General features: G+C 64.7%; 15 protein-coding genes. All 15 read right to left on the reverse strand.

All coding sequences use genetic code 11. From position 1 onward, the window contains the following. Nucleotides 1-109: 109 nt before the first annotated feature. Nucleotides 110-1,024, reverse strand: a complete 915-nt coding sequence (gene lpxC / locus BGP02_RS20020; RefSeq protein ID WP_017234749.1) for a UDP-3-O-acyl-N-acetylglucosamine deacetylase — start codon at nt 1,022-1,024, stop codon at nt 110-112. A 538-nt stretch (nt 1,025-1,562) separates the two neighbouring features. Next, on the reverse strand, nt 1,563-2,753 hold the full coding sequence (gene ftsZ / locus BGP02_RS20025; RefSeq protein WP_017234750.1) for a cell division protein FtsZ: 1,191 nt from the start codon (nt 2,751-2,753) through the stop codon (nt 1,563-1,565). 106 nt (nt 2,754-2,859) lie between these two features. After that, on the reverse strand, nt 2,860-4,092 hold the full coding sequence (gene ftsA / locus BGP02_RS20030; RefSeq protein WP_261939700.1) for a cell division protein FtsA: 1,233 nt from the start codon (nt 4,090-4,092) through the stop codon (nt 2,860-2,862). A gap of 22 nt (nt 4,093-4,114) precedes the next feature. Then, nucleotides 4,115-4,951, reverse strand: coding sequence for a cell division protein FtsQ/DivIB (locus tag BGP02_RS20035; protein WP_017234752.1), 837 nt, complete (start codon nt 4,949-4,951; stop codon nt 4,115-4,117). Between the two features lie 47 nt (nt 4,952-4,998). Continuing rightward, entirely contained in the window at nt 4,999-5,982 is a 984-nt protein-coding gene (locus BGP02_RS20040; protein WP_017234753.1) for a D-alanine--D-alanine ligase, read from the reverse strand. Nucleotide 5,983: 1 nt separating this feature from the next. Next, nucleotides 5,984-7,393 carry a UDP-N-acetylmuramate--L-alanine ligase gene (gene murC / locus BGP02_RS20045; protein WP_017234754.1) on the reverse strand — a complete coding sequence of 470 codons (1,410 nt, stop codon included), beginning with the start codon at nt 7,391-7,393 and terminating at the stop codon, nt 5,984-5,986. A 1-nt stretch (nt 7,394) separates the two neighbouring features. Then, entirely contained in the window at nt 7,395-8,498 is a 1,104-nt protein-coding gene (gene murG, locus BGP02_RS20050) for an undecaprenyldiphospho-muramoylpentapeptide beta-N-acetylglucosaminyltransferase (RefSeq protein WP_442796433.1), read from the reverse strand. Continuing rightward, entirely contained in the window at nt 8,495-9,763 is a 1,269-nt protein-coding gene (gene ftsW, locus BGP02_RS20055; protein WP_150564277.1) for a putative lipid II flippase FtsW, read from the reverse strand. Before ftsW ends, murG begins: the two co-directional genes overlap by 4 nt. After that, complete coding sequence (gene murD / locus BGP02_RS20060; RefSeq protein ID WP_286799076.1) at nt 9,760-11,295, reverse strand: UDP-N-acetylmuramoyl-L-alanine--D-glutamate ligase; 1,536 nt, start codon at nt 11,293-11,295, stop codon at nt 9,760-9,762. Before murD ends, ftsW begins: the two co-directional genes overlap by 4 nt. A gap of 153 nt (nt 11,296-11,448) precedes the next feature. Further along, on the reverse strand, nt 11,449-12,618 hold the full coding sequence (mraY, locus tag BGP02_RS20065) for a phospho-N-acetylmuramoyl-pentapeptide-transferase (RefSeq protein ID WP_268566949.1): 1,170 nt from the start codon (nt 12,616-12,618) through the stop codon (nt 11,449-11,451). 15 nt (nt 12,619-12,633) lie between these two features. Further along, the gene (locus BGP02_RS20070) at nt 12,634-14,043 is read right to left on the reverse strand and encodes a UDP-N-acetylmuramoyl-tripeptide--D-alanyl-D-alanine ligase (protein ID WP_286799077.1); all 1,410 of its coding nucleotides are present in this window, start codon (nt 14,041-14,043) and stop codon (nt 12,634-12,636) included. Further along, nucleotides 14,040-15,623 carry a UDP-N-acetylmuramoyl-L-alanyl-D-glutamate--2,6-diaminopimelate ligase gene (locus BGP02_RS20075; RefSeq protein ID WP_261939695.1) on the reverse strand — a complete coding sequence of 528 codons (1,584 nt, stop codon included), beginning with the start codon at nt 15,621-15,623 and terminating at the stop codon, nt 14,040-14,042. The genes BGP02_RS20070 and BGP02_RS20075 overlap by 4 nt, the downstream gene beginning before the upstream one ends. After that, nucleotides 15,611-17,386: a peptidoglycan D,D-transpeptidase FtsI family protein gene (locus BGP02_RS20080; RefSeq protein ID WP_017234760.1), complete on the reverse strand. Its 1,776-nt coding sequence runs from the start codon at nt 17,384-17,386 to the stop codon at nt 15,611-15,613. Before BGP02_RS20080 ends, BGP02_RS20075 begins: the two co-directional genes overlap by 13 nt. Continuing rightward, nucleotides 17,383-17,727 carry a cell division protein FtsL gene (gene ftsL, locus BGP02_RS20085; protein WP_017234761.1) on the reverse strand — a complete coding sequence of 115 codons (345 nt, stop codon included), beginning with the start codon at nt 17,725-17,727 and terminating at the stop codon, nt 17,383-17,385. Before ftsL ends, BGP02_RS20080 begins: the two co-directional genes overlap by 4 nt. Continuing rightward, nucleotides 17,724-18,653: a 16S rRNA (cytosine(1402)-N(4))-methyltransferase RsmH gene (rsmH, locus tag BGP02_RS20090; protein WP_017234762.1), complete on the reverse strand. Its 930-nt coding sequence runs from the start codon at nt 18,651-18,653 to the stop codon at nt 17,724-17,726. Before rsmH ends, ftsL begins: the two co-directional genes overlap by 4 nt. Between the last annotated feature and the right edge of the window lie 19 nt (nt 18,654-18,672).

Raw genomic sequence — 18,672 nt, forward strand, 5'->3', positions numbered from 1 at the left:
GCAACGCCGATTTGGCACGCGCGTCAAATAAAAAAGCGCCGCAGAGTCGGCGCTTTCGTTTTGTTACATCCGCGCCCCACCCGCCGGCGCTTCCTATGGCCTGCGCGATTTACGCGAACTGGGTCTGCGGCTCGAACTGGAAGCCGCGCGGTGCGTCTTCGGCGTGCTCGAACGTGACAATCTCATAGGCCTCTTGTGCGAGTAGCTCGCGCAAGAGCTGGTTGTTCAGACCGTGCCCCGACTTGTACGCCGTGTAGGACGCCAGCAGCGGATGGCCAATCACGTACAGGTCGCCGATGGCGTCGAGCATCTTGTGCTTCACGAACTCGTCGTCGTAACGCAGACCGTCGTTGTTCAGGATGCGGTACTCGTCGAGCACGATGGCGTTGTCCATGCTGCCGCCGCGCGCCAGGCCCAGTTCGCGCAGCATCTCGACCTCATGCGCAAAGCCGAACGTACGGGCGCGCGCAATCTCCTTCGCGTAGGACGTATCGGCAAAGTCGATCTCCAGCGCCTGACCGGTACGATCGACCGCCGGGTGACGAAAATCGATGGTGAACTTGAGCTTGAAGCCTTCGTACGGCTCGAGACGGGCGAACTTGTCGCCTTCGCGAATCTCGATCGGCTTCGTCACACGAATGAATTTCTTGGCGGCCGCCTGCTCTTCGATGCCCGCCGACTGAATCAGGAAGACGAACGTTGCTGCGCTGCCGTCCATGATCGGAATTTCTTCGGCCGTCACATCGACATACAGATTGTCGATGCCCAGCCCCGCGCATGCCGACATCAGGTGCTCCACAGTGGAGACCCGCGCGCCCTCTTTCTGCAGCACCGACGCAAGACGCGTGTCGCCAATCGCCATCGCCGACGCCGGAATCTCCACAGGAGGATTCAGATCGGTACGGCAGAAGACGATGCCCGTGTTGGGCGGCGCCGGACGCAGCGACAACTCGACCTTGCGACCGGAGTGCAAGCCGATGCCGACTGTCTTGGCGATGGATTTGAGAGTGCGCTGCTTGAGCATGCTATTTATTTAAACTATCAGACGCTAGTGACCATAGATGCAATTATACCAGATGGAAGCCTTCATCGCTGTGCCACAAACGCAACGCTTCGTTACTAAACATTCCGAATTCTGCCGCATCGATTCGTCCACATCCCTATCGCGACACGAAATAGGCCGTTTCAAAAATCGACATCAGGCCAAAGCCCGGGCGTCGCCCATCGTCGGGGCACCCCGGCCGCCGCGACGGAGGCATGCCGCAGCGGTCGGGGGACAGATCCGCGAGACCGGGTCAGGGATCCGAACGCTTACCCGTAACGTTCGTGACCTGTGAAGGGTAGACACCGCTTGCGATGCTGGTTGTCGCAGCGATACGGCATCTCGCGTCTTCACAACCTCGCCGTATCGTCATGCGGACTCGTACTGCGGCGCGCCATCCCCACGCCACACGGCATGGTCGTTGGAGCGACGACGAATCCTCACGACGACCTGCATAGGCCTCGCGATTCCCAAGGTGCGGCGGCACCAGGCACTGGCACCTGGTCCGCGCGCGACCCTGTCAGTCGGCTTGCTTGCGCAGGAAGGCCGGAATGTCGTACGTGTCGACACCCTTTTCCTGCAATGCGGCAACGTGCGACGCCGCGGTCTCGCGCGTGCTGCGCCACACGGCCGGCGTATCGAGCGCGCCGTAGTCCGTACCGCCCGCCTGACCGACATTCGGCACGTGGCCGGTGGCGATCGGCATATTGTCGGTACCGGTCTTGAGCAACGTCATCGGTGCGGCAGCCTTCTTCGCGACAGCGCGGCCCAGGCCGGTTGCCACAACAGTCACGCGCAGCGCATCGCCCATCTTGTCGTCGTAGACGGTACCGAAAATCACGGTCGCGTCTTCGGCAGCGTAGCTCTTGATGGTGTTCATCACTTCACGCGTTTCCGACAGACGCAGCGAACGCGATGCCGTGATATTGACCAGCACGCCACGCGCACCCGACAAGTCCACACCCTCGAGCAGCGGACTCGCCACGGCTTGCTCGGCCGCCAGACGCGCACGATCGACACCTGCCACCGTCGCCGTCCCCATCATGGCCTTGCCTTGTTCGCCCATCACCGTCTTCACGTCTTCAAAGTCGACGTTCACCAGACCGTCGACGTTGATGATTTCGGCGATGCCGGCCACGGCGTTATGCAGCACGTCGTCGGCGCACTGGAAGCACTTGTCCATCTCGGCGTCGTCGCCCATGACTTCGAACAGCTTGTCGTTGAGCACGACGATCAGCGAATCGACGTTGTCTTCCAGCTCCTGCGCGCCCGTCTCGGCCACGCGCATGCGCTTGCCGCCTTCGAACTCGAACGGCTTCGACACCACGCCGACGGTCAGAATGCCCATTTCCTTGGCAATCTGCGCCACCACCGGTGCCGCGCCCGTGCCCGTGCCGCCGCCCATACCGGCGGTGATGAACACCATGTGCGCCCCACGCAGGGCGTCGGCCACGCGCTCACGGGCTTCTTCAGCCGCCGCACGTCCCATCTCCGGCTTGGCGCCTGCGCCCAGACCGGTCTTGCCGAGCTGGATGCTCACGCTGGCCTGCGAGCGGCCGAGTGCCTGAGCGTCGGTGTTCATGGCGATGAAGTCCACGCCCTGCACACCCCGGTTGATCATGTGCTGGACGGCATTGCCGCCAGCGCCACCAACACCCACCACCTTGATGATGGTGCCGTTGGTTTCCGTTTCCAACATTTCAAAGTTCATAGCGCCTCCAGTGATATAAAAGCAGATCCGGTATTGCGGGTCACGGGCAGCTCGGGTAAGCCACGCGTGTTTTCAACACCGAATCCACACCCCTCAAAAAACACCATTAAAAATTGCTGAAGAACCAGTCGCGCATGCGCGACCAGACCTGATTCGCCTGCCCCGACTGCACCGCGACCTTGCGCCCGCGCATGCGTTGGGAACGTCCTTCGAGCAGCAGCCCCATCGCGGTCGCGTAGCGCGGGCTGCGCACCACGTCGGCCAGGCCGCCCGCATACTCCGGCACGCCAATGCGCACCGGCTTGAGGAAGATGTCCTCGCCCAACTCGACCATGCCCGGCATCATCGCCGCGCCGCCGGTGAGCACGATGCCCGAGGACAGCAGTTCTTCGTACCCCGACTCGCGCACCACCTGCTGCACCAGCGAGAACAGCTCTTCGACGCGCGGCTCGATCACCGCCGCCAGCGCCTGACGCGAGAGCGTGCGCGGACCGCGCTCGCCCAGCCCCGGCACTTCGATCATTTCGTCCGGATCGGCCAGCGACTGCTTGGCGATGCCGTGCGCAATCTTGATGTCTTCCGCATCCGGCGTCGGCGTGCGCACCGCCATCGCGATGTCGCTCGTGATCTGATCGCCCGCGATCGGAATCACGGCCGTGTGACGAATCGCGCCTTCGCTGAAGATCGCGATATCGGTCGTGCCGCCGCCGATGTCGATCAGCACCACGCCCAGTTCCTTCTCGTCTTCGGTGAGCACCGAAATGCTCGACGCGAGCGGTTGCAGAATCAGGTCGTTCACTTCGAGGCCGCACCGGCGCACGCACTTCACGATGTTCTGCGCCGCCGAGACGGCGCCGGTCACGATATGCACCTTCACTTCAAGGCGGATGCCGCTCATGCCGATCGGCTCGCGCACGTCTTCCTGACCGTCGATGATGAATTCCTGCGTGAGGATATGCAGCACCTGCTGGTCAGTCGGGATGTTGATCGCCTTGGCCGTCTCGATGACGCGCGCCACGTCGGCCTGCGTCACCTCCTTGTCCTTGATCGCCACCATGCCGCTCGAATTGAAGCTGCGAATGTGGCTGCCGGCAATGCCCGTGAACACGTTGGTGATCTTGCAGTCGGCCATCAACTCGGCTTCTTCGAGTGCACGCTGAATGGACTGCACCGTGGCCTCAATGTTCACCACGACACCTTTTTTCAGCCCGCGCGATTCGCTCTGGCCGAGGCCAATCACTTCATAGCGGCCTTCAGGGCGCAGTTCGGCCACCACCGCCACGACTTTCGACGTGCCGATATCGAGGGCGACCAACAGATCCTTGTAATCTTTGCTCATAGCGTGTGTAAGTCCTGAAGTCTCACTGGCTTCGCTTCTGCCGCGCGGCAGGTTGTGCAACGGCCGGCTTTTGCGAATCCCGCTTTTGCACCGGTGCCGCGGCAAGCTTCTTGGCCTGGTCTTCGCTCAAGAAACGCATGCCCGCGGCACGCACGGCAAAACCGTTCGGGTAACGCAGATCGGCATACTCGATCTGATTTCCCCAGCGCGCCGCTACCTGCGGATACGCTTGTACGAAACGCCTGCTGCGTGTGGCGAGGGATTCGGCGGTTCGCTCCCGTCCCAGCGCCAGTTGCACTCCCCCGGAGAGCCGTACGCTCCATGCGTAACGATTCGACAGCGTGACCGCTTCGGGTTTCATTTTCAGCGGCGCGAACCACCTCACGAAGTCGTAGTACCGCGCCGTCACATCCTTTTCGCTGCCCGGCGGGCCGGCGAACTCGGGCAGCTTGCCGTCGTCCTCGGCTTCGGCCAGATTCGCCGCGAACAGCTCGCCGTCCACACTCACCAGACGGCCATCGTTCCACGTGGCCAGCGGCTTGTATTCCTCGATCGTCACCGAGAGCCGGTTCGGCCACACACGTCGCACGCTTGCATGGCGCACCCACGGCACGGCCTCGAACGCCGCTCGCGTGGCGTCCAGATCGATCGTGAAAAAATTGCCCTTCAGGCGCGAGACGGCATTCGCGCGCAAGGTCGGACCGTTGATGTGAGACACGTCCCCATCGATCTGCACCGCCGTCAGCGTGAAGATCGGCCGCTGAATCAGCCAATGGCCGCCCGCAGCGAGCGCCGCCAGCACGACGAGTGCGACGAGCGCACTCGCGATGGCGTTGAGCAGGCGTACGTTTTGCCACATGGCGATTTGCTTTCCGTATCGGGGCGTTCTTCAACGCGTTCAAGGTTTTACTCGGGTTTCCACTGCGCGTTCGGATGCAGATCGAGCGTCGCGGTGGCCAGGATTTCGACAACCAAGTCTTCGTACGACAGCCCCGCCGCGCGCGCCGACATCGGCACCAGCGAATGGCCCGTCATGCCCGGCGAGGTATTGATCTCCAGCAGGAACGGCTTGTTGTCACGCTTGCGCAGCATCACGTCGGCGCGCGCCCAACCACGACAGCCCAGCGCGAGATAGGCGCGCAGCACCAGGCGCTGCACCTCCTCCTGCAACGACACCGATAGCGGCGGCGGGCATTCGTAGCGCGTATCGTCCTTGAAATACTTGTTCTGGTAGTCGTAGTTCGCGTCTGGCGCCACGATGCGGATCACCGGCAGCGCACGCGCGGCCGCCGCGCCCTTCGTGCCCACGCCAAGCACCGGCACGGTCAGTTCGTCGCCATCGATGAATTCTTCGGCGAGGACGTCCGGATCCAGGGCGACTGCCTTCTCGAAGGCCGCCTTCAGTTGCGACGCCTCGGTGACCTTTGTCAGGCCAATCGTCGAGCCTTCGCGCGACGGCTTGACGATGAGCGGCAGGCCGAGATCGCGGGCCACGGCATCGAAGTCGCTGTCGGCGCTCAGCATCGCGAAGCGCGGCGTCGGCAGCCCTTCGTTGATCCATACGCGCTTGGTCATCTCCTTGTCCATCGCCAGCGCGGAGGCCAACACGCCGCTGCCGGTGTACGGAACCCCCAGATGCTCGAGCACGCCTTGCAGCGTGCCGTCTTCGCCATAGCGGCCATGCAGCGCGATGAACACCCGGTCGAACTTCTGCGCGGCGAGCGCCGCGAGGTCGTGCATGCCGGTATCGAACGCATGCGCATTCACCCCGCGCGCGCGCAGGGCTTCGAGCACGCCATTGCCCGAGATCAGCGAGATCTGACGCTCGGCCGAGCGCCCGCCCATCAGGACGCCCACCTTGCCGAAACGTTTCGGATCGAAAGCACTCACTTCAAACTCCTTGCTGAACTTGCAACTTGCCGGGCACCGCGCCGATCGAGCCGGCACCCATGGTGATCACAACGTCGCCCGCACGGGCGACTTGCAGAATGGCATCGGGCAGTTGCGCAACGTCTTCCACGAAAACCGGTTCCACCTTGCCCGCCACGCGCAAGGCGCGCGACAGTGCGCGACCGTCGGCCGCCACGATGGGCGCCTCCCCGGCCGAATAGACTTCGCCGAGCACCACGGCGTCAGCGTCGGACAACACCTTCACGAAGTCTTCGAAGCAATCGCGCGTACGCGTGTATCGATGGGGCTGGAAGGCCAGCACGATGCGACGTCCCGGGAACGCGCCGCGGGCCGCCGCAAGCGTAGCCGCCATCTCGACCGGGTGATGTCCGTAGTCGTCGATCAACGTGAACGTGCCGCCGCCGCTCGACTTCGGCAGCGCGATGTCACCGTAGCGCTGAAAGCGCCGGCCCACGCCGTTGAATTCGGCCAGCGCTTGCTGGATAGCAGCGTCCGGCACCTCAAGTTCGGTCGCGATCGCAATCGCCGCCAGCGCGTTGCGCACGTTGTGCTCACCCGGCAGGTTCAGCGTGATGTCGAGGGGCGCGGCACCGGCGCCGAACCGGCGCAGCACGGTGAAGCGCATCTGGCCGGCGTCCGCACGCACATCGATGGCGCGCACCTGTGCATCTTCCGACAGGCCGTAACGCACGATCGGCTTGGAGACGAACGGCAGGATCTCGCGCACGTTCGAATCGTCCACGCACAGCACGGCGATGCCATAGAACGGCAGGCGCTGCGTGAACGCCACGAACGACTGCTTCAGACGCGCGAAGTCGTGCCCATAGGTGTCCATGTGATCGGCATCGATGTTCGTGATGACCTCAATGACCGGATTCAGGTTCAGGAACGAGGCGTCCGATTCGTCGGCCTCGACCACGATGAAGTCGCCCGTGCCGAGCTTGGCGTTCGCGCCGGCGCTGTTCAGTCGGCCGCCAATCACGAACGTCGGATCGAGCCCGCCCTGCGCAAGCACGCTCGCCACGAGACTCGTCGTGGTTGTCTTGCCGTGCGTGCCGGCGATGGCGATGCCCTGCTTCAGGCGCATGAGTTCGGCGAGCATCAGCGCGCGCGGCACGATGGGGATCTGGCGGGCACGCCCCGCGAGCACTTCCGGATTGTCCGCCGTGATGGCGGTGGACACGACGATGGCGTCCGCTCCTTCGATATGCTCGGCCGCGTGGCCGCGGGCCACGCGCGCGCCAAGACTGACGAGGCGCTGCGTCACCGCGTTGTCGCCGAGATCGGAGCCGCTCACCTGATACCCCAGGTTGAGCAACACCTCGGCAATGCCGCTCATGCCCGAGCCGCCAATGCCGACGAAGTGAATGTGTTTGACGATGTGTTTCATTTCAATCCTTGGCCAGAGCCGCGCACACGCGCGCCACTTGTTCGGTGGCGTCCGGCTTGGCGAGCGCCCTGGCTTTCTCTCCCATCGCGAGCAGCGATTCGCGCGTCTGACGGCGCAACCACTCGGCCAGGGTCTCGACCGACAGCTCGCGCTGGTCGATCAGCGTTGCCGCGCCCTTGTCGGCGAGGAAACGCGCATTGGTTGTCTGATGGTCGTCGACGGCATGCGGGAACGGCACGAACAACGCCGCCACGCCCGCCGCCGCGACTTCGGCCACCGTCATCGCGCCCGCCCGACAGATCACCAGATCCGCCGCCGCGTAAGCCGCGACCATGTCGTCGATGAACGGCACGGCATCGACCGTCACCCCCGCTGCCGCGTAGTTCGCCTGCAGCGTCTGAATATGTTTAACGCCCGCCTGGTGCGTGACTTGTGGACGCGCGTCGCGCGCCAGCTTCGCCAGCGCCTTGGGCACGATCTCGTTGAGCACCGTCGCGCCGAGGCTGCCGCCCACCACCAGAATACGCAGCGGCCCGGTGCGCGCGCGGTAGCGCTCGGCCGGCGGCACCATCTCGTCGAAGTCGGCACGGATCGGATTGCCGACCCATTCGCCGCCGGCGATGGTGTCGGGGAACGCGAGCAGCACCTTGTCGGCCACGCGCGCAAGGACCTTGTTCGCCATGCCGGCCACCGAATTCTGCTCGTGCAGCGCGAGCGGACGCCCCAGTAGCGACGCCATCATGCCCGCCGGGAAGGTGATGTAGCCGCCCATCCCGAGCACCACGTTCGGCTTGACGCGGCGGATCGCGCGGAAGCTCTGCCAGAACGCGCGCAGCAGATTGAGCGGCAGCAGCAGCTTGGTCATCGGGCCCTTGCCGCGCAAGCCGCCGAACTTCACGAACGCCATCGGAATGTCGTACTTCGGCACGAGCGTCGCTTCCATGCCTGCCGCATTCCCAAGCCACACCACGCGCCACCCCTGCACACGCAGGAAGTTGGCGACCGCGAGCCCCGGGAAGACGTGACCGCCCGTGCCGCCGGCCATCACCAGCAGCGTGCGCGTCTTCGTTTCCGGGGCCGACATCGCGGTGGCGCGCTCGGTCATACTTTTCCTCCCCGCATCAACACGCGGTTCTCGTAATCGACCCGCAGCAGAATCGCCACGGCCACACAGTTGAGCAAGATGCCCGAGCCGCCGTAGCTGACCAGCGGCAGCGTGAGGCCCTTGGTCGGCAGCAAGCCCAGATTCACGCCCATGTTGATGAAGGTCTGCGAAGCGAGCCACACGCCCACGCCCTTCGCGAGCAGGCCGGCGAACGTGCGTTCGAGCGCCAGTGCCTGACGGCCGATCTCGAACGCGCGGCGCACCATCCAGTAAAAGAGCAGGATGACGACCAGCACGCCCACGAAGCCGAACTCTTCGCCGATCACCGCGAGGATGAAGTCGGTGTGTGCTTCGGGCAGGTAGTGCAGTTTCTCGATGCTCCCGCCCAGCCCCACGCCAGTCCATTCACCGCGTCCGAACGCGATGAGCGAATGCGTAAGCTGGTAAGCCTTGCCGAGCGCGTAGTCCTCGCGCCACGGATCGAGATACGCGAAAATCCGCTCGCGACGCCACGGCGACAACCAGATCAGCATGGCGAACGTGCCCACGGCCGTGAGCGCCAGTCCGCCGAACAGGCGACCGTTCACGCCGCCGAGGAACAGCACCCCCATCGCGATGGCCGCGACCACCATGAAGGCGCCCATGTCCGGCTCGAGCAGCAGCAACATACCGACGAACACAACGGCGATGCCCATCGGCAAGAAGCCCTTGCGGAAGCTCTGCATGAATTCCTGTTTGCGAACGGTGTAGTTCGCGGCGTACAGCGTGACCGCGAGCTTCATGATTTCCGACGGCTGCAGATTGAGCACTCCGAATGGAATCCAGCGCTTCGAGCCGTTCACGCCCTTGCCCAGGTGCGGGATCAGCACGATCACGAGCAACATCAGCGCCAGCAGAAAGACCTTGGGCGCGAGCTTGTCGAGTGTCTTGACCGGAATACGCAGCGTAATGAGGGCCGCGACCAGTCCGATCGTCAGCGAGACGATGTGACGCACGAGAAAGTGGTACGTCGTGTATCCGCTGTACTTCGGCGAGTCCGGCAGCGCGACCGATGCCGAATACACCATCACCAGCCCCAGCGACAGCAGCGAAATCACCACCCAGACGAGCGCGTGATCGTATTCGAGCATGCGTGAGCGGGTCGGCTTGATGCTGCCGAGCGTACGGCTCGCGGCATGGGTCGCGGCGCCCGGAGCGGCCGCCGTACCTGCCCCGGCAAAGCCGGCCTGACGCTTCTTGCTGAAGAACGACTTGATACGGTTCATAGCATCACCCCCGCGTCGGCGGCCAGATCAACCACGGTGTCGCGAAACACTTGCGCGCGATGCTCGTAGTTGCGGAACATGTCGAAGCTCGCGCAGGCCGGCGAGAGCAGCACCGCGTCGCCCGGCTGGGCCAGCTTCGCAGCGTCTCGCGTGGCGGCTTCGAGCGTCGGGGCATCGATCAGATCGACGCCCGTGTCGGCCAGCGCTTCGCGCAGCTGCGGCGCGTCGCGGCCGATCAGCAACACGGCGCGCGCGTGATGCGCCACGGGGTTGGCCAGCGGCGAGAAGTCCTGCCCCTTGCCGTCGCCGCCGACGATCAGGAGCAACGTCTTCTGCAGGCCGTTGATGGCCGCAACCGTCGCGCCCACGTTGGTGCCCTTGCTGTCGTCGTAATACTCGACTTCGTTGATCGCGCCGACGAGCTGCACGCGATGCGGCTCGCCCGGGTATTCGCGCAAGCCGTGCAAGAGCTTGGCCATCGGCAGGTCGATGGCGCGCGTGAGCGCGAGCGCCGCCAGCGCGTTGGCGGCATTGTGCTGACCGCGGATGCGCAGCGCGTCGGCGGGCATGAGGCGTTTGCCGATCACCTCGAGCGTCGCCTCCACGGCACCGGCCTTGCGGCGCTTCGGCGCCGGCGGGGCGTCGTCGCGCGAGAAGCCCTCGACCAGCCACGACATCCCGCCCTCCATCTCCAGGCCGAAGTCGCCCACGGCCTCGGGCTTGCCGGTGCCGAAGGTCACGACATTGGCCTCGGGCGTGGCGAAACCCATCACGCGAGCATCGTCGCGATTGAGCACGCGAACGGTCTGCGGGCCGAAAATGCGCGCCTTGGCCTTGGCATAGGCGTCCATATCGCCATGCCAATCCAGATGGTCCTGCGTGATATTGAGAATCGCGGCCGCATCGGGCGCGAGAGAATGCGTGGCCTCGAGCTGAAAGCTGGAAAGTTCGAGCACCCAGACATCGGGCAACGTGGCGTCGGCGATGCATTCGCTCAGACGGTCGAGCGCCGTCGGGCTGATATTGCCCGCGACCGCCGTGCGCTTGCCGGCGCGACGGCACAGCAACCCCGTCAGACTCGTGGTCGTCGTCTTGCCGTTCGTGCCGGTAATGGCCAGCACCTTGGGTGCGTAGCCGCTCGTCGCGTGCATGTGGCGCAGCGCCTGCGCGAAGAATTCGATCTCGCCCCACACGGGAATGCCCCGCTCGGCCGCCACCGCCAGCAGCGCCGCCACATCGGCGGAGAGCGGCGAGAGGCCTGGGCTGATACCGATCAGTTCGATGTCGGCGAGCAGCGTGTCGACCTGAGCCCCGAACGCACCGCCGACGAATTCGGCCTGCGCGGCGTCGGCACGCAAGGCGAGAACATTCGGCGGTGTCTCCGACGACGCAAAGCGCGTGTCGGCCGCCCGCACACGGCAGCCGTAACGCGCGCACCAACGTGCCATCGCCAGGCCGGACTCTCCCAGACCCAGGATCAGGACACGCGGTTGCCAGGATTCACCAAACTTCTCGCCGAACACGTCGCTCATTCCCTTTTATCGATTCACACCACCGACGAATGCATCACCTCAACGTCGCCGATATTCCGCTATCGGCGCGAGCGGCCTTACCTTGAGTCCTGCTTTGCGAAAAGGCGACATTGTCATTTCACAAGGTCGCCTTTTCGCGGGCCCCGGGCCTCGTCAGCGCAGCTTCAGCGTCGACAGACCGATCAGCACCAGCATCAGCGTGATGATCCAGAAGCGAACCACCACCTGCGTTTCCTTCCATCCGGACAATTCGAAGTGGTGGTGCAGCGGCGCCATCTTGAAGATGCGTCGCCCTTCTCCGAAGCGCCGTTTCGTGTACTTGAACCAGGTCACCTGCAGCATCACCGACAACGTTTCCACCACGAACACGCCCCCCATCACGAAGAGCACGACTTCCTGACGCACGATCACGGCCACCGTGCCGAGCGCGCCGCCGAGCGCCAGCGCCCCCACGTCGCCCATGAACACCTGGGCCGGGTGTGTGTTGAACCAGAGGAACGCAAGCCCCGCGCCCGACATCGCCGAACAGAACACGAGCAATTCGCCCGCGCCCGGAATATGCGGGAACAGCAGGTATTTCGAGTACACGACGTTACCCATCACATACGCAAACACGCCGAGGGCCGCGCCGACCAGCACGACCGGCATGATGACGAGACCGTCGAGACCGTCGGTCAGGTTCACCGCGTTGGACGAGCCGACGATGACGAAATACGTGAGCGCAATGAAACCGAACACGCCCAGCGGGTAGCTCATCGTCTTGAAGAACGGCACGATGAAGTCGGCCTTCGGGGGCAGATCAAGCGGGAAGCCATTACGCACCCAACTGATGAACAGCTCGAAGACCTTCAGATTGCTCGTCTCCGACACAGAGAACGCCAGATAGATCGCGGCGAACAGGCCAATGATCGACTGCCAGAAGTACTTCTCGCGCGACGACATGCCGCGGGGGTCCTTGTAGACGACCTTCCGGTAATCGTCGATCCAGCCGATGATGCCGAAGCCCAGCGTAACGGTCAGTACGATCCAGATGAAGCGGTTGCTCAGGTCCGCCCACAGCAGCGTGGCGACCGTGATACCGATGAGAATCAGCACACCGCCCATCGTGGGCGTGCCCGACTTCACAAGGTGAGTCTGCGGGCCATCGGTACGCACCGCCTGGCCCACCTTCATTTCGGCGAGCTTGCGGATGACCATCGGCCCGAACGAGAGCCCGATCACCAGCGCCGTGAGGCTTGCCATCACGGCCCGAAACGTCAGGTAGTTGAACACGCGCAAATAGCTCGCATCCGCTTGCAGCCATTGCGCCAACGTCAGCAACATTCCATCAATCCTTTTTCACTTGGCAGGGGCGTTGCCGCCCCCGCTTTCACTCGTCGCGCGCAACTGCTCAAGCACGCGCTCCATCCGCATGAAGCGGCTTCCCTTGACCAATATCGTGGCCGGCGCGCTCAACGTGGCATTCAGCTCGGCCACGAGCGGCGCCACATCCGTCACGTCGGAAAAATGCTCGCCGCCGTCACCGAAGGCCGCGACACTGGCTGTCGTCTGGTCGCCCATCGCGAGCAAACGATCGATACCGCGCTGGGCGGCGTACTCGCCCACCTCGCGGTGAAACGCCGGTCCGTTGTCGCCGACTTCGCCCATGTCGCCGAGCACCAGCACCCGTGGGGCCGGCGTCTGCGCCAACACGTCGATCGCGGCGCGGACCGAATCGGGGTTCGCATTATAGGTGTCATCGATCAATGTGACGCCCGCGAGCGGCCCCTTGGAGAGCGTTGACACCTGGAGACGGCCTTTGACGGCGGAAAACCCTTCGAGTGCCCGCACGATCGAGCCAATGTCGACATGCGCACCCAACGCACAGGCCATCGCAGCCAACGCATTGCGCGCGTTGTGCTCACCGAGCAGCGGCAATGCAAGCGAAAACTCACCGGCCGGCGACGTTACACGCAGTACGCGCGTTGCGACGTCGTAGCGTCCGGAGACAGCGGCGCGGCCATCGAGCGCGAAGTCGAGCACACGGCGCTTGCCTGCGATCTCGCGCCACATCGGCGCAAATTCGCTCTCCGCAGGGAATACGGCAACCCCGTCGTGGGACAGCGCTGCCAGCACGGCTGAATGCTCTTCGGCGACAGCGGCCACGCTCACCATGAACTCTTGATGTTCTCGCTGCGCGTTGTTGATGACGGCCACCGTCGGTTGTGCAATCGCCGCGAGGTACGCCGTTTCGCCGGGGTGATTCATGCCCAGCTCCAGCACCGCCAGCTTGTCGCTGCCGTTCAGACGGAACAGCGTGAGCGGCAGGCCAATGTCGTTGTTCAGGTTGCCGGCGGTCGCCAGACGCGCCTCGGCCCCCACCGCCTCGGCGAAGATCGCCGAGATCATTTCCTTGACGGTCGTCTTGCCGTTACTGCCGGTGACGGCGACCACGGGAATCGCGAAGCGGCGGCGCCACGCAGCGGCCAGCTCGCCCAGCGCGATGCGCGTGTCGGGCACGATGAGCGCCGGCGTCGCGAACCCTTCCGGCACGCGCGACGCGACCACCGCAGCCGCCCCGGCACGCGCCACGTCGGCCAGGAAGTCGTGCGCGTCGAAGCGCTCGCCCCGGATCGCCACGAAGAGATCGCCCGGCTGCACCGCGCGGCTGTCGGTCACGATGCGCGCAAAGGCGGTCGCTGGGGCGCCCGTCACGTGCGAATCGCGAACGGCGGTCTGGGCATCGCTCAATTGCCACATCATCGTCATTCGCCACCTCCGCGCACGGTGGTCGCACGCGCGGCGAGTGCCAGACGCGCATGCTCCTGATCGGAGAACGGCCTTTTCTTACCCATAATTTCCTGCGTACTTTCGTGTCCCTTGCCGGCGATGAGCACGACATCGGCGGCTTGCGCACCGCGCACGGCCTGCAGAATCGCGCTCGCCCGGTCTTCGATGCAACGTGCCGCGCCCGGGTGCGCAAGGCCCGCGGCGATTTGCGCCATGATGTCGGCCGGCACTTCCGTGCGCGGGTTGTCGCTCGTGAGCACGACGGCGTCGGCCAGGCGCTCCGCCACCGCGCCCATTTGCGGACGCTTGCCCGTATCGCGGTCACCCCCGCAGCCGAAGACACAGACGAGCTTGCCGCCACGCGCCGAGGCTACCGGCCGCAACGCGTCGAGCGTCTTATCGAGTGCGTCGGGGGTGTGCGCGTAGTCGATGACGACCAGCGGCTGCCCCGGCTGTCCGATTTGCTCCATACGCCCGGACACGGGGGTGAGCGCGGCAAGCCCGGCAATGGCGGCGTCTTGCGGCGCCCCGGCGGCGAGCGCCGCACCCAGCACGGCGAGCGCGTTGCTCACATTGAATTCGCCGATGAGCGGCACAGTGATCTGCTGACTGTGATCACCGAGATACAGCGTGAAGCGCGTACCTGCAGTGGTCGCGCGGATATCCTCGGCGCGCAGCACAACGTTGCCATGCGCCGACTTCGCGTCGCCATGCAGGCCGTATTCATAGACCGGCGTCTTCCCGGCCAGACGCGCGAGCAGGCGTTGCCCCATCGCGTCGTCGCGATTGATGACGGCCGCCTTGAGGCCCGGCCAGTCGAACAGACGCGTCTTCGCCGCCTCGTACTCGGCCATCGTGCCGTGGTAATCGAGATGGTCTTGCGTCAGATTGGTAAAGACAGCGATGTCGAAGGCCACGCCGTTCACGCGTCCCTGATAGAGACCGTGCGACGACACCTCCATCGCGACCGCCGCCGCGCCCTGCGCCCGCAGGTCGCTCAGGCTGCGCTGCAACTGGACCGCATCGGGCGTGGTGAACCCGGTCACCGTCAGATGCCCGGGAAAGCCGCTACCCAGCGTGCCGATCACCGCGCTGCGCTTGCCCGCTTTCGACAACAGTTGCGCGAGCCACTGACTGCACGATGTCTTGCCGTTTGTGCCGGTTACGCCCAACGTCGTCATGCCAACGCTCGGCTCACCGCACCAGAGCGCCGCCAGCGGGCCTGCCAGCCAGTCAAGTCGCGGCACGCCGAACGCCGGCACGTTCGCGAGGCTGGCCAGCGACGCCGGCCAAGTGAAGTCGTCGCTCTGCCAGAGCACTGCGGCAGCGCCGCGCTCCACGGCGTCGGCGATGAAACCGCGGCTGTCGGCGCCTTTGACGGCGTACGCGACGAAGACATCGCCCGACGTCACGCGACGGCTGTCAGCCTGCAGCGCTGCACCGGCCGGCACCGTACGGCGCAGCCAGTCCCACGCCTGCGTCAGCGTGGCGCGCTCGGCGGCGTCGGCGATGAGCGCGAGCGTGGCGGGGTTATGCGGCGTCGGGGTCACGGTGCCCATGGCTCGCTCTCCTCCACCTTGTCGCTCACGACGAGCTTCGTTACCGGCGAATCCGGCACCACATTCAAGGCGCGCAACGTGCCGCCCACGATCGCCGCGAACGCCGGACCGGCGGCCACGCCGCCGTAGTGCGACCCACGCCCCGGCTCGTCGAGCGTGACGGCCACGATGATGCGCGGCTCGGACATCGGCGCCATGCCAACGAACGACGCGCGATATTTGCTCTTGTCGTATCCCTTGCCCGACTGTTTGTACGCCGTGCCGGTCTTGCCGCCGACGCGATAGCCGATCACTTGCGCCCGCGTGGCGGTACCGCCGGGCGACGTCACCATTTCCAGCATCTTGCGCACTTCGCGGGCCGTCGCGGGAGAAATCACCGGCGTGCCCTTCACGACGCTGCCATCTGTCTTGTAAATGGAGATCGGCAGCAGCTCGCCGTCATGCGCGAACACGGTATAGGCACGCGCCAGTTGAATCAGCGACGCCGACAGGCCATAGCCGTAGCCCATCGTCGCCTGCTCGATCGGACGCCAGCTCTTGGCCGGACGCAAACGCCCCGCCACCGCGCCCGGGAAACCGATCTTCGGCGCTTGGCCGAGGCCGACGCTCGTGAACATGTCCCACATTTCCTGCGGCTTCATCTGCAGCGCGATCTTGGCGGTGCCGATATTGCTGGACTTCTGGATGACGCCCGCCACGGTAAGCAGACCGTAGTCGTGCGTGTCCGTGATGTTCGCGCCGAAGAAGTTGGCCCGGCCGGTCGTCATCACCGTCGACGTCGGCGTCACGTGCCCATTTTCGAGGGCAGCGGCAATGGTGATCGGCTTCATGATCGAGCCCGGCTCGAACGTGTCGGTCATCACCCGGTTGCGCAACTGCGCGCCGGTCAGGTTGGTACGGTTGTTGGGGTTGTACGTCGGCAGGTTCGCGAGCGCCAGCACTTCACCCGTGCGTACATCGAGCACCACGGCGCTGCCGGCCTTCGCACCCGTGCGCTCGATGGCGTCTTTCAGTTCGCTATAGGCGAGGAACTGGATCTTGCTGTCGATCGAGAGCGTGATGTCATGACCGTCGCGCGGCTGCGCCAGGATGTCGACACCTTCGACCACCCGGCCGAGACGATCCTTGATGACGCGACGGCTTCCCGGCGTGGCCGCCAGATCCTTCTGCATCGACAACTCGACGCCTTCCTGCCCGATGTCTTCCACGTTCGTGAAGCCGACCACGTGGGCCGCGATCTCGCCTTCCGGATAGAAACGCTTGTATTCCTTGCGCTGGTACACGCCCGGGATGTCCAGATCGGCGACCTGCTTGGCCACGTCCGGCAACACCTGGCGCTTCACATAGACGAAGCTCTTTTCCTGATTCAGCTTCCGGCGCAGATCCGGCTCGCCCATCTCGAGCAGACGCGCGAGCTGGCGCACCTGTTGCGTCGAGATATCGTCGGGCACGTCTTCGGGAATGGCCCAGATGGCCTTGACGGGCAGACTGGTGGCAAGCACCTGTCCGTTACGGTCGAACACTTTGCCGCGCGTGGCGGACATCTCCAGTGTGCGTTCGTAACGGCTCTCACCCTGGCGCTGATAGAAGGCATTGCCCGGGCCCTGAATCCAGAAGGCGCGCGCGACCAGCGATCCGAACGCACCGAATATCACGAAGACGAGCATCTTCGATCGCCACATCGGCAGACGCACGGACAGGACCGGGCTGGCAGAGAACTGCACATCCTTGGTCTTGGCCTTGGCGTCCTTGCGGCGATTCATCGCTTGCCTCCGCTCTCGGGCGCGGACGCGGCACTCGCGCTCGGCACCGGCACGTCAACCATCGCGCCGGCGCTACCGGCCGGTGCGGACAGATATTGCGTGCGACCGGGCGAGACGGCCTGCATTTTCAGGTCGTTGCGCGCAACGCTTTCGATGCGGGCACTCTTGCTTTGCGCGCTCTGCTCGTACTGGAGGCGATCCCAGTCCTGCAACAATTGATGCTCGAGCGCCTGCTCGCGATTGAGTTCGACGAACGTACCGCGTGCCCGATACTGGGCATTGATCAGCGACAGCGCGCAGCCGATGAGCAACACGAGCAGAAGCGCATTGAGCCGGCTCATGGTGACACCCGCTCCATGACCCGCATGATGGCCGAGCGCGAACGCGGGTTCGCCTCCACCTCGGCGGCGGACGGCTTGATCTTGCGGCTGGCCTTGAACGGCGGTTCGGGAATTTCGTGGGCACGCAAGGGCACGCGGCGGTCCACCACCGGCGCACTCGAGCGCGCTTGCATGAAGCGCTTCACGATGCGGTCTTCCAGCGAATGAAAGCTGATCGCCACGAGTCTGCCTCCCGTTTCGAGGACATCGGCCGCTACGTCGAGGGCTATCTGCAAGTCCGCAAGCTCTTGATTGACGTGAATCCGTAGAGCCTGAAAGGTGCGTGTTGCCGGGTCCTTGCCCTTCTCACGGGTCTTGACGGCGCCCGCCACGATCTCGGCAAGCTCGCGTGTGCTGACGAGTGGACCGAGGCGATCGGCGTTTGCCCGGCGAGCAACAAGCGCCTTTGCAATCTGAAAAGCAAACCGTTCTTCCCCATAGTCCTTGATGACCTCCGTCATGTCTTCCAGCGTTGCCCGGGCCAGCCAATCGGCGGCCGACTCACCGCGCGTGGGATCCATGCGCATGTCGAGCGGGCCGTCGAAACGAAAACTGAATCCGCGCGCGGGGTCGTCGACCTGCGGTGACGACACGCCCAGATCCAGCAACACCCCCGACACCTTGTCGATACCGCGGCGGGCTAGCGCCTCGCGCAACGTCGCAAAGCTGTCGTGTTCAATCGAAAATCGCGGATCGGCAATTTTTGCCGCCTCCGCGATCGCTTGGGGATCCTTGTCGAACGCGATCAGCCTCCCCTTGGCGCCCAGCCGCTCGAGAAGCCTGCGACTGTGCCCGCCGCGGCCGAAGGTGCCGTCGACGTAGACGCCGTCGTCGCGCCACAGCAAGGCATCCACGGCCTCCTCAAGCAGGACCGTGCGGTGCTGCATAACCGTTTCCACCGCGTGC

The organism is Pandoraea sp. 64-18 (assembly GCF_001899225.1).
Classification (GTDB): domain Bacteria; phylum Pseudomonadota; class Gammaproteobacteria; order Burkholderiales; family Burkholderiaceae; genus Pandoraea; species Pandoraea cepalis.